Origin of the sequence: Pseudomonas sp. ChxA (assembly GCF_030263855.1) — a bacterium.
GTDB lineage: Bacteria > Pseudomonadota > Gammaproteobacteria > Pseudomonadales > Pseudomonadaceae > Aquipseudomonas > Aquipseudomonas fluorescens_CB.
Window position 1 is genome coordinate 1,072,374 of the sequence record NZ_JARPMK010000002.1, and the last position, 21,257, is coordinate 1,093,630.

Annotated in this window: 20 protein-coding genes and 1 riboswitch; of the genes, 10 read left to right on the forward strand and 10 right to left on the reverse strand. The window is 60.3% G+C overall.

The annotated features are described in order from the left end of the window. The first annotated feature begins 37 nt into the window (after positions 1-37). A complete protein-coding gene (gene mltA, locus P5706_RS30670; protein WP_200430406.1) occupies positions 38-1,225 on the forward strand; it encodes a murein transglycosylase A in 1,188 nt (395 codons plus the stop codon). A 214-nt stretch (positions 1,226-1,439) separates the two neighbouring features. Here mltA and P5706_RS30675 read toward each other — a convergent pair whose 3' ends face one another. Beyond that, the gene (locus P5706_RS30675) at positions 1,440-1,826 is read right to left on the reverse strand and encodes an MAPEG family protein (RefSeq protein WP_200430407.1); all 387 of its coding nucleotides are present in this window, start codon (positions 1,824-1,826) and stop codon (positions 1,440-1,442) included. Between the two features lie 192 nt (positions 1,827-2,018). Here P5706_RS30675 and P5706_RS30680 point away from each other — a divergent pair, with 192 nt between their 5' ends. Next, the gene (locus P5706_RS30680) at positions 2,019-3,278 is read left to right on the forward strand and encodes a cation:proton antiporter (RefSeq protein WP_285684092.1); all 1,260 of its coding nucleotides are present in this window, start codon (positions 2,019-2,021) and stop codon (positions 3,276-3,278) included. Positions 3,279-3,320: 42 nt separating this feature from the next. On the opposite strand, the gene P5706_RS30685 is transcribed toward P5706_RS30680, so the two are convergent. The 3 genes from P5706_RS30685 to P5706_RS30695 all read right to left on the reverse strand — a co-directional run bounded on the left by P5706_RS30685 (position 3,321) and on the right by P5706_RS30695 (position 6,613). Continuing rightward, on the reverse strand, positions 3,321-5,183 hold the full coding sequence (locus tag P5706_RS30685; protein WP_285684093.1) for a DUF3857 domain-containing transglutaminase family protein: 1,863 nt from the start codon (positions 5,181-5,183) through the stop codon (positions 3,321-3,323). 66 nt (positions 5,184-5,249) lie between these two features. After that, positions 5,250-6,134, reverse strand: coding sequence for a formate/nitrite transporter family protein (locus P5706_RS30690; RefSeq protein ID WP_285684094.1), 885 nt, complete (start codon positions 6,132-6,134; stop codon positions 5,250-5,252). An 86-nt stretch (positions 6,135-6,220) separates the two neighbouring features. Then, a complete protein-coding gene (locus P5706_RS30695) occupies positions 6,221-6,613 on the reverse strand; it encodes an acyl-CoA thioesterase (protein WP_016977737.1) in 393 nt (130 codons plus the stop codon). A gap of 198 nt (positions 6,614-6,811) precedes the next feature. Beyond that, a riboswitch (S-adenosyl-L-homocysteine riboswitch) is annotated at positions 6,812-6,917 on the forward strand. Positions 6,918-6,938: 21 nt separating this feature from the next. Between P5706_RS30695 and ahcY the strand changes: the two genes are divergently transcribed. From ahcY to rhlE2, 4 genes are all read left to right on the forward strand, one after another. After that, complete coding sequence (ahcY, locus tag P5706_RS30700; protein WP_017139412.1) at positions 6,939-8,348, forward strand: adenosylhomocysteinase; 1,410 nt, start codon at positions 6,939-6,941, stop codon at positions 8,346-8,348. 154 nt (positions 8,349-8,502) lie between these two features. Continuing rightward, positions 8,503-9,348, forward strand: coding sequence for a methylenetetrahydrofolate reductase [NAD(P)H] (gene metF / locus P5706_RS30705; protein ID WP_017139413.1), 846 nt, complete (start codon positions 8,503-8,505; stop codon positions 9,346-9,348). A gap of 130 nt (positions 9,349-9,478) precedes the next feature. Continuing rightward, entirely contained in the window at positions 9,479-10,270 is a 792-nt protein-coding gene (locus P5706_RS30710) for a substrate-binding periplasmic protein (RefSeq protein WP_285684100.1), read from the forward strand. 221 nt (positions 10,271-10,491) lie between these two features. Beyond that, positions 10,492-12,387 carry an RNA helicase RhlE2 gene (gene rhlE2, locus P5706_RS30715; protein WP_285684102.1) on the forward strand — a complete coding sequence of 632 codons (1,896 nt, stop codon included), beginning with the start codon at positions 10,492-10,494 and terminating at the stop codon, positions 12,385-12,387. Between the two features lie 61 nt (positions 12,388-12,448). Here the strand turns inward: rhlE2 and P5706_RS30720 are convergent, their stop codons facing one another. Then, positions 12,449-12,823, reverse strand: a complete 375-nt coding sequence (locus P5706_RS30720) for a nuclear transport factor 2 family protein (RefSeq protein WP_285684104.1) — start codon at positions 12,821-12,823, stop codon at positions 12,449-12,451. Positions 12,824-12,950: 127 nt separating this feature from the next. Between P5706_RS30720 and P5706_RS30725 the strand changes: the two genes are divergently transcribed. After that, positions 12,951-13,835: a LysR substrate-binding domain-containing protein gene (locus P5706_RS30725; RefSeq protein ID WP_285684106.1), complete on the forward strand. Its 885-nt coding sequence runs from the start codon at positions 12,951-12,953 to the stop codon at positions 13,833-13,835. Positions 13,836-13,896: 61 nt separating this feature from the next. On the opposite strand, the gene P5706_RS30730 is transcribed toward P5706_RS30725, so the two are convergent. Together P5706_RS30730 and P5706_RS30735 are read right to left on the reverse strand one after the other, a co-directional pair. Continuing rightward, positions 13,897-14,493, reverse strand: coding sequence for a YceI family protein (locus tag P5706_RS30730; protein WP_026013867.1), 597 nt, complete (start codon positions 14,491-14,493; stop codon positions 13,897-13,899). 32 nt (positions 14,494-14,525) lie between these two features. Further along, on the reverse strand, positions 14,526-15,077 hold the full coding sequence (locus tag P5706_RS30735; RefSeq protein ID WP_285684109.1) for a cytochrome b: 552 nt from the start codon (positions 15,075-15,077) through the stop codon (positions 14,526-14,528). Between the two features lie 273 nt (positions 15,078-15,350). On the opposite strand from P5706_RS30735, the gene P5706_RS30740 reads away from it, so the two are divergent. Together P5706_RS30740 and P5706_RS30745 are read left to right on the forward strand one after the other, a co-directional pair. After that, positions 15,351-16,757: an adenosylmethionine--8-amino-7-oxononanoate transaminase gene (locus P5706_RS30740; protein WP_056857723.1), complete on the forward strand. Its 1,407-nt coding sequence runs from the start codon at positions 15,351-15,353 to the stop codon at positions 16,755-16,757. Positions 16,758-16,841: 84 nt separating this feature from the next. Then, on the forward strand, positions 16,842-17,561 hold the full coding sequence (locus tag P5706_RS30745) for a 16S rRNA (uracil(1498)-N(3))-methyltransferase (RefSeq protein ID WP_285684113.1): 720 nt from the start codon (positions 16,842-16,844) through the stop codon (positions 17,559-17,561). Positions 17,562-17,693: 132 nt separating this feature from the next. Here the strand turns inward: P5706_RS30745 and P5706_RS30750 are convergent, their stop codons facing one another. The 3 genes from P5706_RS30750 to P5706_RS30760 are packed head-to-tail and all read right to left on the reverse strand — an operon-like array spanning position 17,694 to position 20,223. Continuing rightward, positions 17,694-18,596 carry a transporter substrate-binding domain-containing protein gene (locus tag P5706_RS30750; RefSeq protein ID WP_200430417.1) on the reverse strand — a complete coding sequence of 301 codons (903 nt, stop codon included), beginning with the start codon at positions 18,594-18,596 and terminating at the stop codon, positions 17,694-17,696. A 24-nt stretch (positions 18,597-18,620) separates the two neighbouring features. Further along, complete coding sequence (locus P5706_RS30755) at positions 18,621-18,971, reverse strand: RidA family protein (protein WP_200430418.1); 351 nt, start codon at positions 18,969-18,971, stop codon at positions 18,621-18,623. 10 nt (positions 18,972-18,981) lie between these two features. Then, complete coding sequence (locus P5706_RS30760; RefSeq protein WP_285684116.1) at positions 18,982-20,223, reverse strand: D-amino acid dehydrogenase; 1,242 nt, start codon at positions 20,221-20,223, stop codon at positions 18,982-18,984. A gap of 108 nt (positions 20,224-20,331) precedes the next feature. On the opposite strand from P5706_RS30760, the gene P5706_RS30765 reads away from it, so the two are divergent. Continuing rightward, a complete protein-coding gene (locus P5706_RS30765) occupies positions 20,332-21,234 on the forward strand; it encodes a LysR family transcriptional regulator (protein ID WP_285684118.1) in 903 nt (300 codons plus the stop codon). The last annotated feature ends 23 nt before the right edge of the window (positions 21,235-21,257 follow it).

Consider the following 21,257-nt stretch of genomic DNA (forward strand, 5'->3'; position numbering starts at 1 on the left):
CGCTGCGGCGCAGGCAACCGCTTCAGGAATTACGTGCATGAATGTCACCTTGAAACGCTGGAGCCGCCGAATGGTGTGGGCTCTGCCGATGGTCGCGCTGTTGGCCGGTTGCGATGGCGGCAAAGACGCCGACAAAAAAGATCAAGCGGCCAAGCCTCATGCGGTCGCCACCTATGTAAGTGCGCCGTGGGAAGCACTGCCGGCGGTGTCCGACAGCGACCTGCTGGCCGGGTTTGAATCCTGGCGCAGTGCCTGCCAACGCCTCAAAGCTGATCCGGTATGGGGCGCGACCTGTGCCGCCGCCGCAAGCGTACCGGGCGATGCCGTGGCCGTGCGCGGTTTTCTCAAGGAGCGCCTGGATGTGTTCGGCCTGCGCTCGGCCGACAACACACCCAATGGCCTGATCACCGGTTACTACGAGCCGGTCTACCCCGGCAGCCTGACCGAAACCGCCACTGCCCATGTACCGGTGTACGGCGTGCCGGATGACCTGATCATCGTCAACCTGGAAAGCATCTACCCGGAACTCAAGGGCAAGCGCCTGCGCGGCCGCCTCGAGGGCCGCGTGCTCAAGCCCTATGACGATGCCAGCACCCTCAACAGCCAAGGCTCCACCGCCAAGCCGATTGCCTGGCTGACCAACCCGATGGACCTGCAATTCCTGCAGATCCAGGGCTCGGGGCGCATTCAACTGGCCGGTGGGCGCCAACTGCGCGTCGGTTATGGTGACCAGAATGGCTACCCCTACCGCCCTATCGGCCGTTGGCTGGTAGAGCAAGGCGAACTGAAAAAAGAAGACGTGACCATGGGCGCCATCAGCGCCTGGGCCAAGGCCAACCCACAGCGCATTCCCGAGCTGTTGGCGAGCAACCCCAGCTACGTCTTCTTCAGCGCCCGCCCCGACAGTAACGAAGGCCCGCGCGGTTCGCTGAACGTGCCATTGACCGCCGGCTACAGCGTGGCAGTGGATCGTAAGGTGATTCCGCTGGGCAGCCTGCTGTGGCTGTCGACCACCAAGCCCGATGGCTCACCGATCACAAGACCTGTCGCGGCCCAGGACACAGGCGGTGCGATCACGGGTGAAGTGCGGGCAGACTTGTTCTGGGGCACCGGTGACGCGGCGGGCGAGCTGGCGGGGAATATGAAGCAACAGGGGCAGATCTGGATGCTATGGCCCAAAGGCGCGGCGCTGCCGCACGTGCCGGATGCGCCAGCCGGGTCTTGAATAACGCTGAAGATCGAATGTGGGAGGGAATTGTGTGGAGGCATTTGTGGCGAGCGGGCTTGCCCCGCGTTGGGCTGCGCAGCGGCCCCAATAAGAGCAACGAGTTCTTTCAGAAAGAACTCAGTGCCTGTTTTAGGGCTGCTTCGCAGCCCAACGCGGGGCAAGCCCGCTCGCCACAACAAGCCTGCTCCCCTCTTGAATGTGCGTAATACCTCTAGATCGAGACAAAAAAGAAACTCGCAATCAACGCCATCCCTGCAAACCACACCAGCGAACGCAGCATCGCCCAGTCGGCCAGGTAGCAAATGATGTACAGCAGCCGACTGGTGATAAACAGCACCGCCAGCACATTGATGGTCACCAGCGACGCCGTACCGGCCAGGTGCGCGATGATCACCGCCGCAGCAAACGCAGGCGTTACTTCAAAGCTATTGAGTTGGGCGTTGTGGGCGCGCTTGGCGAGACCTTCGACGGTATCCAGGAAGGCGCGCGGATCGTGGTTCTGCCGCGGCCCGAACTTGCCGCCGCTGAACTTGGCCACCCCCGTACACAGGTAAGGCAGGAATATTGCGATCAACACACACCAGAAAGCGGCCGTCATCATGGATTCCTTTTTTTGTTTTAAATAGAAATTAGAGTTTTAGCACTATAACTGCAAAATCGCACTCACCGGCTATGAACCGAAGCACGCCGAAAGGTTCTATCGCGCTTTTAGCCGGCGCCTTGAAACATCCCGCCACTGTTGCGGTCCATCCCAGCAATTACGACCTTCCCTCACTTCCAAGGACCTCGGATGCTTGAACTTGTCGCCGCCTTTATTTGCCTCACCACGCTGCTCACCTATGTGAACTACCGTTTTATCGGCCTGCCGCCCACCATCGGCGTGATGGTCACGGCCCTGTTGTTTTCCCTGATCCTGCAAGGCCTGAGTGTTATCGGCTACCCCGGGCTGGAAGAACGTATCCAGCAGTTGATCGGCCAGATCGACTTCGGCGACTTGCTGATGAACTGGATGCTGTCGTTCCTGCTGTTCGCCGGCGCCTTGCACGTCAACCTCAACGACCTGCGCAGCTATCGCTGGCCCATCGGCCTGCTGGCGACGTTCGGCGTATTGATCGCCACCGTGGTCATCGGCAGCCTGGCGTATTACATCTTTGCCCTGTTTGGCTGGCACGTCAGCTTCCTCTACTGCCTGCTGTTCGGCGCACTGATTTCACCCACCGACCCGATTGCGGTGCTGGGCGTACTGCGAACCGCCAACGCATCGAAGCCGCTTAAAACCACCATCGTCGGCGAGTCGCTGTTCAACGATGGCACGGCAGTGGTGGTGTTTACTGTGCTGCTCGGTATCGCACAGCTGGGCGAAACGCCGACGGTCGGCGCCACGGCCATGCTGTTCGCCCATGAAGCGATTGGCGGCGTGGTGTTCGGCGGGCTGATCGGCTACCTGGTGTACCTGATGATCAAGAGCATCGAGCAACACCAGATCGAAGTGATGCTGACTCTGGCGTTGGTGATCGGCGGGTCGGCAATGGCGACCGAACTGCACGTCTCGGCGCCGATTGCGATGGTGGTGGCCGGGCTGATCATCGGCAACCTGGGCCGCAAGCTGGCCATGAACGACATGACCCGCCGCTATCTCGACGGTTTCTGGGAATTGCTCGATGACATGCTCAACGCCCTGCTGTTTGCCCTGATCGGCATGGAGTTGCTGCTGTTGCCGTTCAACTGGCTGCACGTACTGGCCGCCACCTTGCTGGCCGTGGCGATCCTGGCTTCACGCCTGCTGACCGTGGCTCCGGCGATCCTGTTGCTGCGCCGCTGGCGAACGGTGCCACGCGGCACTATCCGCATTCTCACCTGGGGTGGTTTGCGCGGTGGCGTCTCGGTTGCACTGGCGCTGGCCCTGCCACTGGGCCCGGAACGCGACTTGCTGCTGAGCATTACCTACATCGTGGTGCTGTCGTCGATCCTGTTGCAGGGTTTGAGCATCGGCAAGCTGGTCAAGCATGTGACCAAAGATGAGCCGGCGCAGCCAACCGAGGCTCACTGATCAAGGCCGGCGGCGAATTCATTTCGCCGCCGGCGCCTGCGATCAATGGGCCTGCACGATGATCTGGCTTTTGAGGTCGTTGAACATCGCCTCGACCATTGGCTGCATGCTCTTGAACCACTCAGGGCTGCACACCGCTTCGGGGTGGTTAAAAGCAAGCGTGCGGGAAACCAGCACGGTATTGCCGCTGCGCTCATAACTGGCGTCGTAGGTAACATCCGCGCCCTTGAGCGAAACGGTCTTGGGCAGCGCCAGAATAGTCAACGAAGCGGGGAACTCGAAGCGGGCCTTTTCAACGCTCTCGCCGGCAAAGCAGGTGAAGTTCTGCACCCGTTCCTTTTCTACCGACAGGACCTGCACGTCCTGGGCGATATAGCTTCCCAGGCGACTGAGTGCCGGCACACCAATCGGCCCCGGCACGTTGACGAGGTTTTCCGTGCGCCCGGCCAACGTGGTGTTGAAACCGGATGCAGTACTTTCGAGCGCATCTGTTTGCAGGGTGCCGTTGCCCGCTTGGCCTGAGCTGCGCAGCATTTTCTGGATCATCTGATCACGCTCCGCCGGCTGCTGAGACCTGATCCAAAAACGCGTCGCTTCGGTACGCCAACCCTCGGCGAGGGACGTTTGCGTAAAGTCTGCCGCGCCCTTGTCATCGACCTTGAACACCAATTCACTCGATAGCTTGCTCGGTTGAGTGGCCGGGGTACGTGCCAACTCGCCAGTACGCGTCAACAACACCGGCTTGTCCAAGTCCTGCAGTGGCAAGTAACCGGCAGCGATGAAACTGGCGGTGGAGTCCAGATACAGGTCCAGGCTTGGCACATAGGTGATCGCATGGTTGAGCACGCGTAACGCCGCCACCTTGGGCAAAACATAGGCATTGCCGGCGTTGATCAATACCGGTGAGCTGTCGATGGCGACGGCCTTGAGCATGGCTTCCAACAGTGCCACATGGTCCTTGCAGTCGCCGTAACGGTTGTCCAGCACCGATTGCGCCGGGTGCGGCACCACGCCGCCGGCGTCGATGTACACCGCCACATAACGGATGTTCTTGCGCACCCAATCGCTGAGCACCAGGGCCTTAGCTCGAGACGTTGGCTGGTCGGCGGTGAGCCTGTGCGCCAATTCGGTGATTTGCGGTGTGACCTCAACTGTGGCACGCGCCTCGTAAGCCCTGGCCAAGTCTTTGTAGGTTGCAAAGGTCGAAACAGCGAGGATCTGTCCATAGTCGGTGTAGGCCACCGCGCCTTGTTCGGGTCGGGTTTTGTCGGCCGGCACATAGTCCCATCGGTACACTTTGCGCCCAACCGCTGCGGCCGAAGTGGAGGCTTTGAAACCGCGGGCCTCGGCGTACAAGGGCTTGTCGGCCGGCAAGTCGTAGATCAGGGAGTAATCCAGCGTGGGGCTCAAGCTCGCCGTGGAGAAGTCGGTAAACTCGCCAGGAAACAGTGCCGTGTGGCGTATTCGCTTGTAGCGCAAGCTCAGACGATCCCCCACCGCCACATCAGGAAAAATCACCACCTTGACCCGCGAATCCTGAAACATCGGAGCATTGGCCGAGGCCTGCTCCTGTTGCTCCCTGATCTGCGGCGCGGTGACCATTACCCTGCGCCCATCGGGCTTGAGCGTGAACGCCTCGACAATCTCCAGGCTATCCAATGAGCGATTGTAACTGACCGCTTGCTGGGCACTGGACCGGATGGCCCGCTCCTCGTTGATCAGCACGACCTTTTCGGCATCCAACACATAGCTGCCGTCGGTATTGATCACGTAGCGTTGAGTATGCTTTTCGATGGTCACGGAGCGATCCGCAGCCTCATCCTTGGCCTGCGCCACACCGAACACGCCCACCGCCAGCACCAGCACGCACCAACGGCGCACTCGCAAAAAAGGCAAAGTCCGCATAAAGATCCTTCTTTCATGAATGGAAAACCGCGCAACGACTTTGCCATTCATTTATGACGAATCAGCTTACTCGTCCTTGTTCACTCGCTGGGGATGACGCGGGTCTGCGGGTTTACCCGGCAGGCTGCTCTCACTGCGAATCTGCGCATGGCTGATCAGCGCAAAAATAAAACTGCCGCCGATGATATTGCCCGCCAGGGTTGGCCCGGCGAATACCAGCCAAAAGTCCTTCCACGGCAATTCGCCGGCAAACACCAGGTACGACACTTCCGCCGAGCCGACGACGATGTGGGTGAAGTCCCCCAGCGCCATCAGGTAAGTGATCAGGATAATGATTAACATCTTCGCGCTTTCCATGGACGGAATCATCCACACCATGGTGGCGATCATCCAGCCGGAAATAATGCCCTTGGCGAACATCTGGCCGGGGTCGTTTTCCATGACTTTGCGGCCGATTTCGAGGAAGGCCATGTCAGTCTTGGTGTCGAAGATCGGCAGGTGCAGCATCACGTAGGCCACCAGCAAGGTGCCGCACAGGTTGCCCACCAGCACCACCGTCCACAACCGCAACAGGCGGCCGGCATTGGCCAGCGTCGGCTTGCTCATCACCGGCAGCACAGCGGTCAGGGTGTTTTCGGTGAACAATTGCTGACGCGCGAGGATGACCGCGAGAAAGCCCGCGCAATAGCCAAAGCTGGCGATCACCTTGAAGGCTTCGCCATCCGGCAGGCGCGAGTTGAGCAGGCCCATGCCCATCAATGACAGGCCCATGGTCAGGCCGGCCGCCAACGCCGACCACCACAACGCGGCCATATTGCGTTCCAGTTCCTGGTCGCCCTGGGTGCGGATGATTTCGTGCAGAACCGCCGCGCGGGGCGGCTGGTTCTCGTCGACATCCTGTTGCTCTTCCTGCGACAGGTTGGGGGTTTTGCCGTCTGCTTGCGTAGCCATGGTCGTACCTGAACAAGGGGATGCTGTTCAGGTACGACCTGTCTTCATTCGCGAGCGTTCAATGCCCGCTGACGCAGGCCGTGCAGTTACTCATCCTGAAACTGGTCTTTCACATATTTGATTTCAGTACGCCCGTGCGGTGCCGGCAAACCATCTTCGCCCAGGTTGACGAAGACCATTTTCTCTACGGTGAGGATGCTTTTGCGGGTGATCTTGTTGCGCACTTCACAGGTCAGGGTGATCGAGGTGCGGCCGAACTCGGTGGCGGTGATGCCCAGTTCGATGATGTCGCCCTGGCGCGAGGCGCTGACAAAGTTGATTTCGGAGATGTACTTGGTCACCACGCGCTGGTTGCCCAATTGAACAATCGCGTAGATGGCCGCTTCTTCGTCGATCCAGCGCAGCAGGCTGCCGCCGAACAGGGTGCCGTTGGGGTTGAGGTCTTCGGGTTTTACCCATTTGCGGGTGTGGAAGTTCATGGTCACTCCAAAGCGTCTTGCGAAATGATGGGCAACATCATGGCAGAGCATGGGCCCAAGCTCTATGAAGCATTGTCTATCACGCCCATCAGCGATCTTCATCTGGCCGACAGAAAGGCTTGGGAAGTGCCGCGCACACGGCTATAATCGCCACCGCTTCAAAACGGTCATCTTCGATTGATACCGTTCTCCCGCCACCTGTCCGAGGGGCGCTGCAGCAGGTTCAACCTGTCAGGCTCGGATGGGGCGTTGTCCGGCCTGGTTAGCCAGCTGGATACTAAACGCACAACGGCGCCCATTCGCACACTACGAATGGAGGCTCTTCATGAGCGCTGTAATCACGCCTGCAGGTTTTACCGACTACAAAGTCGCCGACATGTCCCTCGCCGCCTGGGGCCGTCGCGAAACCTTTATCGCCGAATCCGAAATGCCAGCCCTGATGGGTCTGCGCCGCAAGTACGCCGCTGAGCAGCCGCTCAAAGGCGCGAAGATCCTCGGCTGCATCCACATGACCATTCAGACTGCCGTGCTGATCGAAACCCTGGTTGCACTGGGTGCCGAAGTACGCTGGTCGTCCTGCAACATTTTCTCGACCCAAGACCAGGCCGCCGCTGCTATCGCTGCTGCCGGTATCGCGGTATACGCCTGGAAAGGCGAAACCGAAGAAGAGTACGAGTGGTGCCTGGAGCAAACCATCCTCAAAGATGGCGCGCCATGGGATGCCAACATGATCCTCGACGACGGCGGCGACCTGACCGAGCTGCTGCACAAGAAATACCCGCAGATTCTTGACCGCGTTCACGGTGTGACCGAAGAAACCACCACCGGCGTACACCGCCTGCTGGACATGCTGGCCAAGGGCGAGCTGAAAATCCCGGCCATCAACGTCAACGACTCGGTGACCAAGAGCAAGAACGACAACAAGTACGGCTGCCGTCACAGCCTCAACGATGCCATCAAGCGCGGCACCGACCACCTGCTGTCGGGCAAGCAAGCCCTGGTGATCGGCTACGGCGACGTGGGCAAGGGTTCGTCCCAGTCCCTGCGTCAGGAAGGCATGATCGTTAAAGTCTCCGAAGTCGATCCGATCTGCGCCATGCAAGCGTGCATGGACGGTTTCGAAGTGGTTTCGCCGTTCATCAACGGCCAGAACGACGGCACCGAAGCGAGCATCGACAAAGCCCTGCTGGGCAAGATCGACCTGATCGTGACCACGACCGGTAACGTGAATGTTTGCGACGCAAACATGCTCAAAGCCCTGAAAAAGCGCGCTGTTGTCTGCAACATCGGCCACTTCGACAATGAAATCGACACCGCTTTCATGCGCAAGAACTGGGCATGGGAAGAAGTGAAGCCGCAGGTACACAAGGTTCACCGCACCGGCGCTGGCGATTTCGACCCGCAGAACGACGACTATCTGATCCTGCTGGCTGAAGGCCGTCTGGTTAACCTGGGCAACGCCACCGGCCACCCAAGCCGCATCATGGATGGCTCGTTCGCCAACCAGGTACTGGCGCAGATCTTCCTGTTCGGCCAGAAGTACGCCGATCTGTCGCCGGCCCAGAAAGCCGAGCGCCTGACCGTGGAAGTACTGCCGAAGAAACTCGACGAAGAAGTGGCCCTGGAAATGGTCCGCGGCTTCGGCGGCGTGGTGACTCAACTGACCAAGACCCAGGCCGACTACATCGGCGTGACCGTTGAAGGTCCGTTCAAGCCGCACGCTTACCGTTACTGATCGGCCCAGTGCCAGCTGCCATAAGGGAGCTGGCTTTTGTGGGAGCGGGCTTGCCCGCGATGCAGGCACCTCGGTTTTTCAGCAATACCGAGGCGATGCTATCGCAGGCAAGCCAGCTCCCACACCGGTATTCTGAGTTTCCATAGGTACGACCATGTCCCAAGACCGTCGCTACAGCTTCGAGTTCTTCCCGACCAAGACCGATGCTGGGCATGAAAAACTGATGGCGACTGCCAAGCAGTTGGCCAGCTACAACCCCGACTTCTTCTCCTGCACCTACGGCGCCGGCGGCTCGACCCGTGACCGCACGATCAACACCGTGTTGCAGCTCGAAAGCGAAGTCAAAGTTCCCGCCGCTCCGCACTTGTCGTGCGTGGGCGACAGCAAGGCCGACCTGCGCAGCCTGCTGACCCAATACAAACAAGCCGGCATCAAGCGCATCGTCGCCCTGCGTGGCGACCTGCCGTCCGGCATGGGCATGGCCAGCGGCGAGCTGCGCTACGCCAATGACCTGGTGAGTTTCATCCGCGAAGAAAGCGGCGATCACTTCCATATCGAAGTGGCGGCTTACCCGGAGATGCACCCACAGGCGCGTAATTTCGAAGACGATTTGCAGAACTTCGTGCGCAAGGCCAATGCCGGCGCCGACAGCGCGATCACCCAGTACTTCTTCAACGCCGACAGCTACTTCTACTTTGTCGAGCGTGTACGGGCCATGGGTGTGAATATCCCTATCGTGCCGGGCATCATGCCGATCACCAACTACAGCAAGCTGGCGCGCTTCTCCGACGCTTGCGGCGCTGAAATCCCACGCTGGGTGCGCAAGCAACTGGAAGCTTATGGCGATGACGTCAAGAGCATCCAGGCGTTCGGCGAGCAGGTCATCACGCAGATGTGTGAACAATTGCTGCAAGGTGGCGCACCAGGGTTGCACTTCTACACCCTGAACCAGACTGAACCCAGCCTGGCCATCTGGAACAACCTCAAGCTGCCACGCTAAGGCTTGTTTGGTAACGCCAAGGCCCTCGTTCACACGCGGGCCTTTTGGTTTTAAATGCGCTACATCAACTTGCCCGCGAATGCGTGTGCCAGAGCTTCTCTTTAGCGCAGGAGCATCGTAACCTCAGGGTATGCCCGTCATTCTCAAGCTGTTGACTGCTGTGCTTTTCGCTTGCCTGAGCTTCACCGCTTACGGCGAGAAATTGCGCATTGTCACCGAGCCTTGGGCGCCTTATGTGTACGACGACAAAGGCAGCATGCGCGGCCTGGATTACGAAACCACGGTGATCGTGTTCCAGCGCCTGGGGGTGGAAGTGCAATGGCAATTTTTGCCCTGGAAACGTTGCCTGGCCATGCTCGACCAAGGCCATGCCGATGGCGCACTGGATATTTTCCACAGCGATGAGCGCGACGCCTTGCTGCTTTATCCCAGCGAACCGTTGTCGGCTGTCGAGTTCGTGCTGTTCTATGCCAACGACCGCCCTCACCCGGCCCAAACCCTGGATGACTTGCGCGGGCTGACAGTCGGCACGTCGCCGGGCTATCTGTATGGCGAGGCCTTCAGCGAATCCAGCCTGTTCGACCGCGAGCCGGCACCCAGCCATGAGGCCAACTTCGGCAAACTGTCGCTGGGCCGCATTGACCTGGTGATTACAGACCGTCGAGTCGGCCGGCATGTGATCAAGGCCATGGGCCTGGAAGGCAAGGTCAGCCAGGCGCCGCTGGTGGTCAGCCGCCAGCCGCAATTTTTAGCCGTGCGCCGTGGCGCCGGCATGGACCTGCTGGTGCAACGCTTTGCCGCCGAGCTCAAGCGCTTCAAGCAAGAGCCTGCCTACGCAGCCTTAAGCGCCAAATATGGCGGAATCCAAGCCAATACCGCCCCTGAACACACCGTTGAGCAGCAGGAAAGCGGCGCGCCGTGATTGCTCTGTTATACTCCGGCCTTTCCGCCAGGCTCACGCCCGGCCGCTGAGGTCTTGAAAAAGGCACCTAACCCAGCTACTGCGCAGCTTTCAGCCCGCGCGAGCCGGTGGAGTGCCCGCCAGACGCAGCAGGACCGGACGGGGTTGCGCTCCCCTAAGCGCCATTCACGCCCGGCAAGATTATCCCTTTGGGCCAAGCCCTAACTAAAACAGGATTACTCATGTCCTTTGCTTCCCTCGGTCTCTCCGAGGCTTTAGTCCGCGCCATCGAGGCAGCGGGCTATACCGAGCCTACTCCGGTGCAACAGCGGGCCATTCCCGCCGTGTTGCAAGGTCGCGACCTGATGGTTGCGGCGCAGACAGGTACTGGTAAAACCGGTGGTTTCGCCCTCCCGATTCTGGAGCGGTTGTTTCCCAACGGTCACCCGGACAAATCCCAGCGTCACGGCCCACGCCAACCGCGCGTACTGGTCCTGACCCCTACCCGCGAACTCGCCGCCCAGGTGCACGACAGCTTCAAGCTGTATGCCCGCGACTTGAAGTTCGTCAGCGCCTGCATCTTCGGCGGCGTCGGCATGAACCCACAGGTTCAGGCCATGTCCCGTGGTGTTGACGTGCTGGTCGCCTGCCCGGGTCGTTTGCTCGACCTGTGCGGCCAAGGCAGCGTCGACTTGTCCCACGTGGAAATCCTCGTGCTGGACGAAGCCGACCGCATGCTCGACATGGGCTTTGTCCATGACGTGAAAAAGGTCCTCGCCCGCCTGCCGGCCAAACGTCAAAATCTGCTGTTCTCGGCAACGTTCTCCCAGGACATCACCGCCCTGGCCGGCAAGCTGCTGCACAACCCGGAACGCATCGAAGTCACGCCGCCGAACACCACGGTCGAGCGCATCGAGCAACGCGTATTCCGCCTGGCCGCCAGCCACAAGCGTTCGCTGCTGGCGCACCTGATCACCCACGGCGCGTGGGAGCAGGTGCTGGTGTTTACCCGCACCAAGCACGGCGCCAACCGCCTGGCCGAGTACCTGGACAAACACGGCCTCACCGCCGTCGCCATCCACGGTAACAAGAGCCAGAACGCGCGCACCAAAGCCCTGGCCGATTTCAAGGCCGGCACTGTGCGCATCCTGGTCGCCACCGATATCGCCGCACGCGGCCTGGATATCGACCAATTGCCACACGTGGTCAACTTCGAGCTGCCGAACGTCGATGAAGATTACGTGCACCGTATCGGCCGTACCGGCCGTGCCGGTCGTTCGGGCGAGGCCATTTCCCTGGTCGCTCCGGACGAAGAAAAACTGCTGAAAAGCATCGAGCGCATGACCAAGCAGAAAATCGCCGACGGCGACCTGATGGGCTTCGATGCCAGCGCCGTGGAGGCCGAAAAGCCTGAAGCGCGCGAGCGTCCGGACGTACGTAACCCACGCAACCCACGCGGTCCGAAGGGCGATGGCCCGAACGGCGGCGGTGGTGGCGGTGGCCGTCGCGACAAGGGCAAAGACAAAGGCGGCAAGGAAAAAGCGCCTACCAACGGCCGTGGCGAACGCCCAGCCCGTGAGCAGAAGCCTCGTGAAGGCACCCCGGCCCGCGAACAGCGCCAGCCGAGCCAGCCACCACGCGCCGCCGACCGCGCTCCGGACGAGTTCCTCGACGACGATGTGGATAACTTCGGTAACCGCGTTGACTACGTGCCCCAAGCCAAGCCGGCCCAGGGCCGTGGCCGCCGTCCAGGTGCCCCGGCACAGGGCGCGGGTGCAGGCGCAGGTACAAGCGCTCCACGTGGCGGCCAGCCACAGGGCGGTCGTCAAAATGGCCCGCGCAACAGCAGCGGCGGTACCACCGGTACGCCACCTGCCAAGCGCAACGGCCCGCGCAATGGCGCACCCCGTGACGGCCAAGCTCGTCGTGAAGACTCACGCAGCAACAACCGCCGCCCGGCCCGTGACGACCAGCCACGCTTGTCGGAACCCGCCGTGCAGAACCCGCGCGGTGGCCCGGCGCCGAAAATTATCCACAAGGAGTCGAAAGCGGATCGCTTCCCGACACCTGAGCAGTTGGACCAACTGCCAGGCCGCCCTCGTGGTGAAAAACCTGCGTTGCTGACCCGCAACCGCTGAGTTTTCGACGCTAACAAAAACGCCCCGATTAGTCGGGGCGTTTTTGCATCCAGGCAGCCGCTTATTGCTCAGCCACTTCACCGGCTTTATGAAAAAGCTTGGCGAAGATCATCCAGCGACCGTCAACTTTCATCAGGTTCAAATAATCAACCATCACGTTATTGAACAAGCGCAAACGCACTTTGACGATGGCCATTTCCGGCGACATCACGTCAATCATCAATACTTCATCAAGCTGTGGGAAACTGCCTTCCTGCGGCGATTTACGGCCTTGAACCATGGCCCGGTATTCATCGAACGGCCGCACGACCACGCTCGAGTTCTGTGCGCTGTATAACACGCAGCCACGATGAAAGACTTGATCGAACTTATTCAAGTCCTGGGTTTGCAGCACACTAAAGTAATCGTTCAGAAACGCTTGAATCTCATCAATCATGGTTCACAACTCCCGACAGTTTCAGCACGGTGTTATTTGAATAAATAACGTGCCGCCATTATCGGTAGCCCGCTTATTTGACGTATAGCGGCTATTATTAGGCTTTATTGTGAAAGGAATTCACACATTGAAACTGCCCCCACTCGCCGCGCTGCGCGCCTTCGAGGCCTTGGCCCGACTGGGCAAGGTAAACCTGGCCGCCTTTGAGCTGCACGTGACCCACAGTGCCGTCAGCCATCAGATTCGCGCACTTGAGGAGTACCTGGGCCTCGCTTTGGTGATGCGCAACAAACGCACGCTGATGCTGACGGATGAAGGCCGCGTGTATGCCTACCAGATCAGGCAGGGGCTGGGCGAGATCGCCGGGATCACCGAAAAACTGATGGCAAAAACCAGACACCCACAGCTGACCGCTTCGGTACTGCCTTCCTACGCCATGCATTGGTTGTTGCCGCGCTTGCATGATTTCAGGGCGGCTCACCCCGAACTGCACCTGCGGCTGGAGTCGAGCATGGAGTTCGCCAGCTTTGAGCAAGGCCCGCTCGATTGCGCGATCCGCTTCGGCCATGGCCAGTGGCCGGATGTGTATTGCGAACCGTTGATGGGCGATTCACTGCTGGTAGTTGCCGCTCACGACTTTAACCACGGCGTTCGGCCGCAGACGGCGCAAGACGTCCTTGAGTTGCCGCTGCTGCACGCCAGTGAAAGCTGGCCGATCTGGCTGGGCGCCGCAGGTATAGAGGGGCAACGCCCGCAAGCGTCGCTGGAGTTCACCGACTCCACGTTGATGCTCGAAGCCGTGCGGCTCGGGCACGGCGTCGCGCTGACCCGCCGCTCGATAGCCCATGCACTGATTCAACGCGGGGAGCTGGTCCGGCTCACCGACATTGAACCGGCGCACACCTCACGCTATTACATCGTCTGGCCTGCGGGCAGCAAACCGTCGGCGCAGTTGACCTTGTTGCACACTTGGCTCAAGGGCCAAGTGGCGACCTATCAAGAGAGCCTTTGAACAGCGCACAGCAAAACGCCGACCCTGAGGTCGGCGCTTGGCGTTTGAAACAGCGAAATAATTACTTCGCTTTTACGCCTTCAAACGTCACGTACAGCTCAACAGTGTTGGACGCTGGGCCCAGGTCCATCTGCTTGCCGAAGTCCTGACGGTTGAAGCTGGTAGTGCCTTCAAAGCCGGCACGGTAGCCGCCCCATGGATCCTTGCCTTCGCCCAGGAACGTAGCCTTGACCACGATCGGCTTGGTCACGCCGTGGAAGGTCAGGTCGCCGGTTACGTCGGCAGTGACTTGGCCTGCAGCATTTTTACCGGTGGTTTTGACACTGGTGGAGACGAACTTGGCATCGGCAAACTTGCCAACGTCCAGGAAGTCTTTGCTGGCGATGTGCTTGTCACGTTCGGCGTGGTTAGTGAACACGCTGGCGGTACGGACGTTGAACTCGATTTTGCTGTCTTCAGGCTTGGCGGCGTCAAAGCTGAACTTGCCGTCCAGGTCCTTGAAAGTACCGGTGATGAAGCTGTAGCCCAAGTGGCTGATCTTGAAGTCAACGAAGGCGTGCTGGCCTTCCTTGTCGACAACATAATCAGCGGCCATCGCCGAACCTGCGGACAGCAGTGCGGAACCGATTGCCAGGGCGGCGAGAGTCTTTTTCAACATGCTTTCTATTCCTTGTGAGTCGAGGTTGAACATCAGGCTTTGCGTCCCAGCATTCGCATAAGGGTCGCATCACGATCGATAAAGTGGTGTTTAAACGCAGCCACACCGTGCAAACCGGCGAAGACCACCAATACCCAGGCCAGGTACAGATGCACCAGGCCGGCGTTGTCTGCCTGGTCCGGTAGCCCGGAAACCACGGCAGGAATCTCAAACAGGCCAAACACCGGGATACCGACACCGTCTGCGGTGGAAATCAGGTAACCGGCGATCATCACGGCAAACAGCCCGAGATACAGGAACGCGTGGCCAAATGCAGCGCCAATACGCGTCAAACGGCTGTAGCTGGCCAGCGGCGGTGGCGGCGGGCTGACAAGGCGCCAGACGATACGCACCAGCATGATGGCGAACAGCGTAATGCCAATGCTCTTGTGCAGATCGGGCGCGTCTTTGCGCCAGGCGCTGTAGTAGTCGAGGCCGACCATCCACAGGCCCAGTGCGAACAAACCGAACACCACCAGCGCTACGCCCCAGTGCAAAACAATGCTGACCCAGCCATAACGGGCCGATGAATTACGTAGCTGCATGTCCCAAATCCCGTAAGAGCTGTGCCCAAGACTAGCGATTTACCTATCGAATTAAAGCGGAAAATTTCGCTTTGAAATATCGAGAAATACGATCAAGAGAGTATGCACAGTACGTTAACAATGGATTAAGGACTATTCCTAAGAAACGTGACAGATCGTCCTGCCTTTACTGCCAATTCATCCGTAATGGGTTGTGACGCCGCCTGGCATTGCATAGGCTTGCGCGATTGTTTCGCCTGCGCCGGGCGCAGGGCCGCTTCGAGGAGATAACCGATGGGCTTGAATAACCAGTGGATGCAACGCGACCTCGCGGTGCTGTGGCATCCCTGCACCCAGATGAAAGACCACCAGCAACTGCCGCTGATCCCGATCAAGCGCGGTGAAGGCGTATGGCTGGAAGACTTCGAAGGCAAGCGCTACCTCGATGCCGTCAGTTCCTGGTGGGTCAATGTGTTCGGCCACGCCAACCCGCGTATTAACCAGCGCATCAAGGATCAGGTCGACCAACTGGAACACGTGATCCTCGCCGGTTTCAGCCACCAGCCGGTGATCGAGTTGTCCGAACGCCTGGTGGCGATGACGCCCGAGGGTTTGACCCGCTGCTTCTACGCCGACAACGGCTCGTCGTGCATCGAAGTCGCGCTGAAGATGAGCTTTCACTATTGGCTCAACCGTGGCCTGCCGAACAAAAAACGCTTCGTCACCCTGACCAACAGCTACCACGGCGAAACCATCGCCGCGATGTCAGTGGGCGATGTGCCGTTGTTTACCGAGACCTATAAAGCCTTGCTGCTGGACACCATCAAGGTGCCGAGCCCGGATTGCTACCTGCGCCCCGAGGGCATGAGCTGGGAAGAGCACTCGCGCAACATGTTCCTGGCCATGGAACACACCCTGGCCGAAAACCACGACAGCGTCGCCGCCGTGATCGTCGAGCCACTGATCCAGGGCGCCGGCGGCATGCGCATGTACCATCCGGTGTACCTCAAGCTGCTGCGTGAAGCCTGCGACAAATATGGCGTGCACCTGATCCACGACGAAATCGCCGTCGGCTTCGGCCGCACCGGCAGCATGTTCGCCTGTGAACAAGCCGGCATCCGCCCGGACTTCCTGTGCTTGTCCAAGGCGCTTACCGGCGGCTACCTGCCGTTGGCTGCCGTGGTCACCACCGACGATGTGTACGACGCCTTCTACGACGACTACCCGACCCTGCGCGCCTTCCTGCATTCCCACAGCTACACCGGCAACCCGTTGGCATGCGCGGCAGCCCTGGCGACCCTGGATATCTTCGAAGAAGACAACGTCATCGAAAACAACAAGGCCCTGGCCCAGCGCATGGCCACCGCCACCGCGCACCTGGTGGACCACCCGCACGTGTCGGAAGTGCGCCAGACCGGCATGGTGCTGGCCATCGAGATGGTCCAGGACAAAGCCACCAAGACCGCCTACCCGTGGCAGGAACGCCGTGGCTTGAAGGTGTTCGAGCATGCGCTGGAACGCGGTGCTTTGTTGCGGCCGTTGGGCAGCGTGGTGTATTTCCTGCCGCCGTATGTGATTACGCCGGAGCAGATCGACTTTTTGGCCGAGGTGGCCAGTGAAGGCATCGATATCGCCACCAACAGCAACGTCAGTGTTGCGGTGCCGAAGGACTTCCACCCAGGCTTTCGTGATCCCGGCTAGCCAATGATCGTTCCCACGCTCCGCGTGGGAATGCAGCCCTGGACGCTCCGCGTCCGCTCTGCACACCACTTCCAGAGAACAGAAATGAGACTGTCCCGCTTTTTCACCGACACCCCGCTCAGCATCGGCGACCATGAATTGCCCGAAGCCCAGGCGCATTACATCAGCCGCGTATTGCGTATGGGCGAAGGCGATGCCGTGCAATTGTTCGACGGCTCAGGCCAGGAGTTTCTCGGCACCTTGCTGGAGGTCGGTAAAAAACGCGTCACCGTGCAACTCACGGAAAGCTTTGCGGGCCAGACCGAATCACCGCTGCACATCCACCTCGGCCAAGGCCTGTCGCGGGGCGAGCGCATGGATTGGGCGATTCAGAAAGCCACCGAGCTGGGTGTGAATGCAATCACACCGATCTTCAGCGACCGCTGCGAAGTGCGCCTCAAGGATGAGCGCGCCGACAAACGCCTGCTGCACTGGCGCCAGGTGGCGATCAGCGCGTGCGAGCAATGTGGGCGTTCGACGGTGCCGGTGATTCACCCGCCGCTGTTACTGGCCGACTGGTTGAAGCAAGCCGAGGCGGATTTGAAGCTGGTGCTGCACCCGGTAGCCGAGCCGATGATCAGCCACGCCAAGCCAACGAGCCTGGCGTTCCTGATCGGGCCGGAAGGTGGCTTGACCGACACTGAGGTGCAAGCGGCCCAAGGCGCCGGCTTCCACGCCGCCCGCCTCGGCCCGCGGGTGCTGCGCACCGAAACCGCGCCAGTCGTGGCGCTGGCTGTGGCCCAACAACTCTGGGGCGACTTCTAACCCTCGCTGCCAACCCAATCAAAACTGTGGGAGCTGGCTTGTCGGGACGCCGCACCGCTGCGATAGCGTCGGTACATTCAACACCGCTATCGCAGGCAAGCCAGCTCCCACAGTAATCGGGTTAACACTTCGCTATTCCACCGGGTCACTCACCGGCTTGGCAATAATTGCCTTCAACTCGCTGGTCATCGGAAACTCCAGGTTCAGGCCCTTGGGCGGAATTGGCTGTTCAAACCAGCGCTGATAAATCCCGTTGATCTCCCCGGAGCGGTACAGGTCGGCGAGCGTTTCGTTGACCACCGCGAGGAACTGCGGGTCGTCCTTACGCAACATGCAGCTGTAGATCTCCCGCGATTGCTCCTTGCCCACCACCACCCAGTGGTGCGGGTCGCGGGCCTTGGCGCGCTCGCCGTAGAGCAACGCATCATCCATGTAGAACGCCACTGCGCGGCCGGTCTCGAGCATTTTGAACGCTTCGCCATGGTCCTTGGCGCTGATCACAAACATATTGGCTTTGTGGTCGGCGTTGTAGCGCTTGAGAAAGCGTTCATTGGTGGTGCCTGCCGTGGTCACCACGTTTTTGCCCGCGAGGTCTTCAAAGCCCTGGATGCCGCTGTCCTTGGCGGTCAGCAGTTGGCCCTTCACATAGATAAACCCGTAGGAAAACGCCACCTGCTTCTGCCGCTCGGCGGTGACACCGGTGGAACCGCATTCAAGGTCGACGGTGCCGTTTTGCACCAGCGGAATACGGGTTTGAGAGGTCACCAGGTTGTACTTCACATTCAACTTGGCCACCCCGACTTTCTGCTGGATGCGCTCAACGATCTTGTTCGCCAACTCCACCGAATAGCCCATGGGCGTACCGCTGCTATCGCCCACATAGGAAAACGGCACCGAGGCATCGCGATACCCCAAGGTGATGGACTTGGCGTTCGCGATTTTGCTCAAGGTGCCGTCCAGCGGGGCTTCATTGGCCTGAACCTGTGCGCCAAACAGCAGCCCCAGAGTGCAGCCGGTCAACAGGATTTTTTTCATTGTTATTCTCCGTTGGTCTTGCGGTTATTTACGTACAGCAATCACGCTGATTTCCACCAGCACCGTCGGGCGCGCCAACTCGGCCTGCAAAGTGGTGCGTGTCGGCGCCATGCCCGGCGACAACCATGCGGACCACACTTGATTCATCGGTGCAAAACCACTGCCGATGTCTTTGAGGTAAATCGTGGCGTTGAGCAAGTGATCCTTGTCGCTGCCTGCTTGCGCCAGCAGTGCATCGATCCTGGCCAGTACTTCGCGGGTTTGCGTGGCCACATCCTGCCCGTCGCCCGGCACCTGGCCCGAGAGGAACACCAAGTCCTTGAAGGTGACGGCGCCAGAGAGGCGCTCGTTGCTGCTGATTCGAGTAATGGTCATGGCTGTATCCTTAAGCGGCGCGGGGCGTGAGGCCCTGCATATCGATGGAAGGCGCGTGTTCGCTGATCAGTTCGGCCAGCAATTGCCCGCTGCCGCAGGCCAGGGTAAAACCCAGCGCGCCGTGGCCGAGGTTCAGCCACAGGTTGCGATAGGCGCTGGCGCCGATCAACGGCACGCCGGTGGGTGTGGCCGGGCGCATGCCGGCCCATTCGACGGCGTGGGTGTAATCGCCGGCGGTTGGGAATGTCTCCATGGCCTGGCGTTTCATCAAGGCCAGGCGCTTGGGCTCAAGGCGCGCATCAAAGCCGACGATATCCACCATGGCCGCGACGCGCAGTTGCTCGCCGATGCGCGCATACACGATCTTGCGGTCATAGTCGGTGACACTCACGTCCGGCGCGTGGTGGTGCGCACCAATCGGCACGCTGAGGCTGTAGCCCTTGAGCGGATACAGTGGCAATGACAACCCAGGCAAACCCAGCTCGGCGCCGCGATGCCCAGCCGCCAGCACCAGTTGGTCTACCGCCATCACCTCGTCACCCAACTCGATGGCCTGCACTGCGCCGTCGGCGTGGCGTATGCGGGTGACCTTTTGGCCCAGCAAAAACCTGCAGCGCCCCGAGGCTTCGAGCCGGGCCGCCAGCCGTTGGCAGAAGGCGTGACAGTCAGCCACTTCCTCGTTCGGCGTGTAAATACCGCCGAGGAAATCAGCGCCCATCAACGCTGGCTCCAGAAACGCGCAATCGGCCACGGACAACACCTGCTGCTGCACGCTATTGCTGACCTTGCTGCGTGCATGCTCAAAGGATGCGGCGTTACGAAACGTCACCAGTTTGCCGTTGCGGCGCCAGTCGAAACCCTCCAGGCGATCGCCTTCGCGCCATTGCTCCAGCGTGGCCTGGCTCAAGGACGCCAGGCGCAGCAGGTGCGCGGCATTGCGCGTGTTCACCGAGCCACGGCAGGCGCCGATAAAGGCCGCCATCCAGCGCCATTGCTGCGGGTCGAGTTTAGGGCGCAACTTTAACGGCGAATCACCGCGCAGCAACCAGCCGATGGCTTGCAGCGGCACACCTTTGTCGGCCAACGGCGCGACATAGCGGTAAGACAGTTGCCCGCCATTGGCGAAACTGGTCTCGCTGCCGAGGCTGTCCCGCGCTTCGATCACTGTCACCTCATGGCCCGCACGCACCAAGGCATAGGCGCTCGCCAAGCCGATAACGCCACCACCGATGATGCAAACCCGCTTGGCCATTGCCGCCACCCGCTGTTGAATTGACTGGCTTCAAGCCTAGGGCCAGGTGACAGGCCGCCGACAATGAATAAAGATGGGTCACCCATAAACAAAGGTTATGGACTTGCCATGCGCTTGCGTCATATCGAAATCTTCCAGGCCATCCGCCAGACCGGTTCTATCAGCGCCGCCGCGCAGCTGTTGCACGTGTCGCAACCGGCGGTGACCAAAGTGCTGCAGCACGCCGAGTTGCAGCTGGGCTTTGCGCTGTTTTTACGGGTGCGCGGCAAGCTGCAACCCACGCCGGAAGCGTTGGCGCTGGAAAGCGAAGTCGAGAAAGTCACCGAAAGCCTGCAAGGCGTGCGGCGCCTGGCCAAGAGCCTGCGCCGCGAGCCGGGCCAACGTGTACGTATTGGTGCGATTCCGGCACTGGCCCTGTCGTTGCTGCCGCCGGCCATTCTGGAATGGAAGCGCGACTACCCGGACATTGCCTGCGAGCTGTCCAGCGACCATAGCCGCGAGTTGGTGCAGCAGCTGTTGATGCGTGAGATTGACCTGGCGCTGACGCTTAACTTCTCCGGCCATCCGGGGCTGACCACGCAAGTGCTGGCCAATGGGGTGTTGGTGGCGTTGGCGTCAAAGGGGTATTGGTCGGATGCGCAGTTGAGCAAGCCACTGCCCTTGGCAGACCTGGCGGGTGCGCCATTGGTTGGCTTGTCGAGTGCCGATCCGTTGGCCGCCAAGCTCGACAGCTACCTGGAAAGCGTCGACCCGCCGCCACGGGTGAGTATTGCCGTACAGACCTATTCCCTGGCACGGGCGATGGTGGAATCCGGCGCCGGGTTGACGGTCATCGACCCGTTTACCGCCCTCGGCGCGTCGACGGCGACCACCTGCATTCGCCCGCTCACGCCGCCGTTGCCGATCACGCTGTACGCCCTGACCCGCGCGAATGAGCCGCCGCCGCATATGTTGGCGAACCTGTTGGACATTTTCGGCAACCGAGCGCGAGAGCTGCTGGAACGCTTGTAATGTGGGAGCTGGCTTGCCTGCGA

Coding starts and splice junctions, on each gene's coding strand:
- P5706_RS30690 (WP_285684094.1), bottom strand. CDS start 6,134: ATGGCTACGCAAGCAGACGGCAAAACCCCCAACCTGTCGCAGGAAGAG.
- P5706_RS30760 (WP_285684116.1), bottom strand. CDS start 20,223: ATGGCCAAGCGGGTTTGCATCATCGGTGGTGGCGTTATCGGCTTGGCG.
- P5706_RS30750 (WP_200430417.1), bottom strand. CDS start 18,596: ATGAAAAAAATCCTGTTGACCGGCTGCACTCTGGGGCTGCTGTTTGGC.
- P5706_RS30675 (WP_200430407.1), bottom strand. CDS start 1,826: ATGACGGCCGCTTTCTGGTGTGTGTTGATCGCAATATTCCTGCCTTAC.
- P5706_RS30720 (WP_285684104.1), bottom strand. CDS start 12,823: ATGATTGATGAGATTCAAGCGTTTCTGAACGATTACTTTAGTGTGCTG.
- mltA (WP_200430406.1), top strand. CDS start 38: ATGAATGTCACCTTGAAACGCTGGAGCCGCCGAATGGTGTGGGCTCTG.
- ahcY (WP_017139412.1), top strand. CDS start 6,939: ATGAGCGCTGTAATCACGCCTGCAGGTTTTACCGACTACAAAGTCGCC.
- P5706_RS30680 (WP_285684092.1), top strand. CDS start 2,019: ATGCTTGAACTTGTCGCCGCCTTTATTTGCCTCACCACGCTGCTCACC.
- P5706_RS30695 (WP_016977737.1), bottom strand. CDS start 6,613: ATGAACTTCCACACCCGCAAATGGGTAAAACCCGAAGACCTCAACCCC.
- P5706_RS30755 (WP_200430418.1), bottom strand. CDS start 18,971: ATGACCATTACTCGAATCAGCAGCAACGAGCGCCTCTCTGGCGCCGTC.
- P5706_RS30765 (WP_285684118.1), top strand. CDS start 20,332: ATGCGCTTGCGTCATATCGAAATCTTCCAGGCCATCCGCCAGACCGGT.
- P5706_RS30740 (WP_056857723.1), top strand. CDS start 15,351: ATGGGCTTGAATAACCAGTGGATGCAACGCGACCTCGCGGTGCTGTGG.
- P5706_RS30735 (WP_285684109.1), bottom strand. CDS start 15,077: ATGCAGCTACGTAATTCATCGGCCCGTTATGGCTGGGTCAGCATTGTT.
- metF (WP_017139413.1), top strand. CDS start 8,503: ATGTCCCAAGACCGTCGCTACAGCTTCGAGTTCTTCCCGACCAAGACC.
- P5706_RS30685 (WP_285684093.1), bottom strand. CDS start 5,183: ATGCGGACTTTGCCTTTTTTGCGAGTGCGCCGTTGGTGCGTGCTGGTG.
- P5706_RS30730 (WP_026013867.1), bottom strand. CDS start 14,493: ATGTTGAAAAAGACTCTCGCCGCCCTGGCAATCGGTTCCGCACTGCTG.
- rhlE2 (WP_285684102.1), top strand. CDS start 10,492: ATGTCCTTTGCTTCCCTCGGTCTCTCCGAGGCTTTAGTCCGCGCCATC.
- P5706_RS30710 (WP_285684100.1), top strand. CDS start 9,479: ATGCCCGTCATTCTCAAGCTGTTGACTGCTGTGCTTTTCGCTTGCCTG.
- P5706_RS30745 (WP_285684113.1), top strand. CDS start 16,842: ATGAGACTGTCCCGCTTTTTCACCGACACCCCGCTCAGCATCGGCGAC.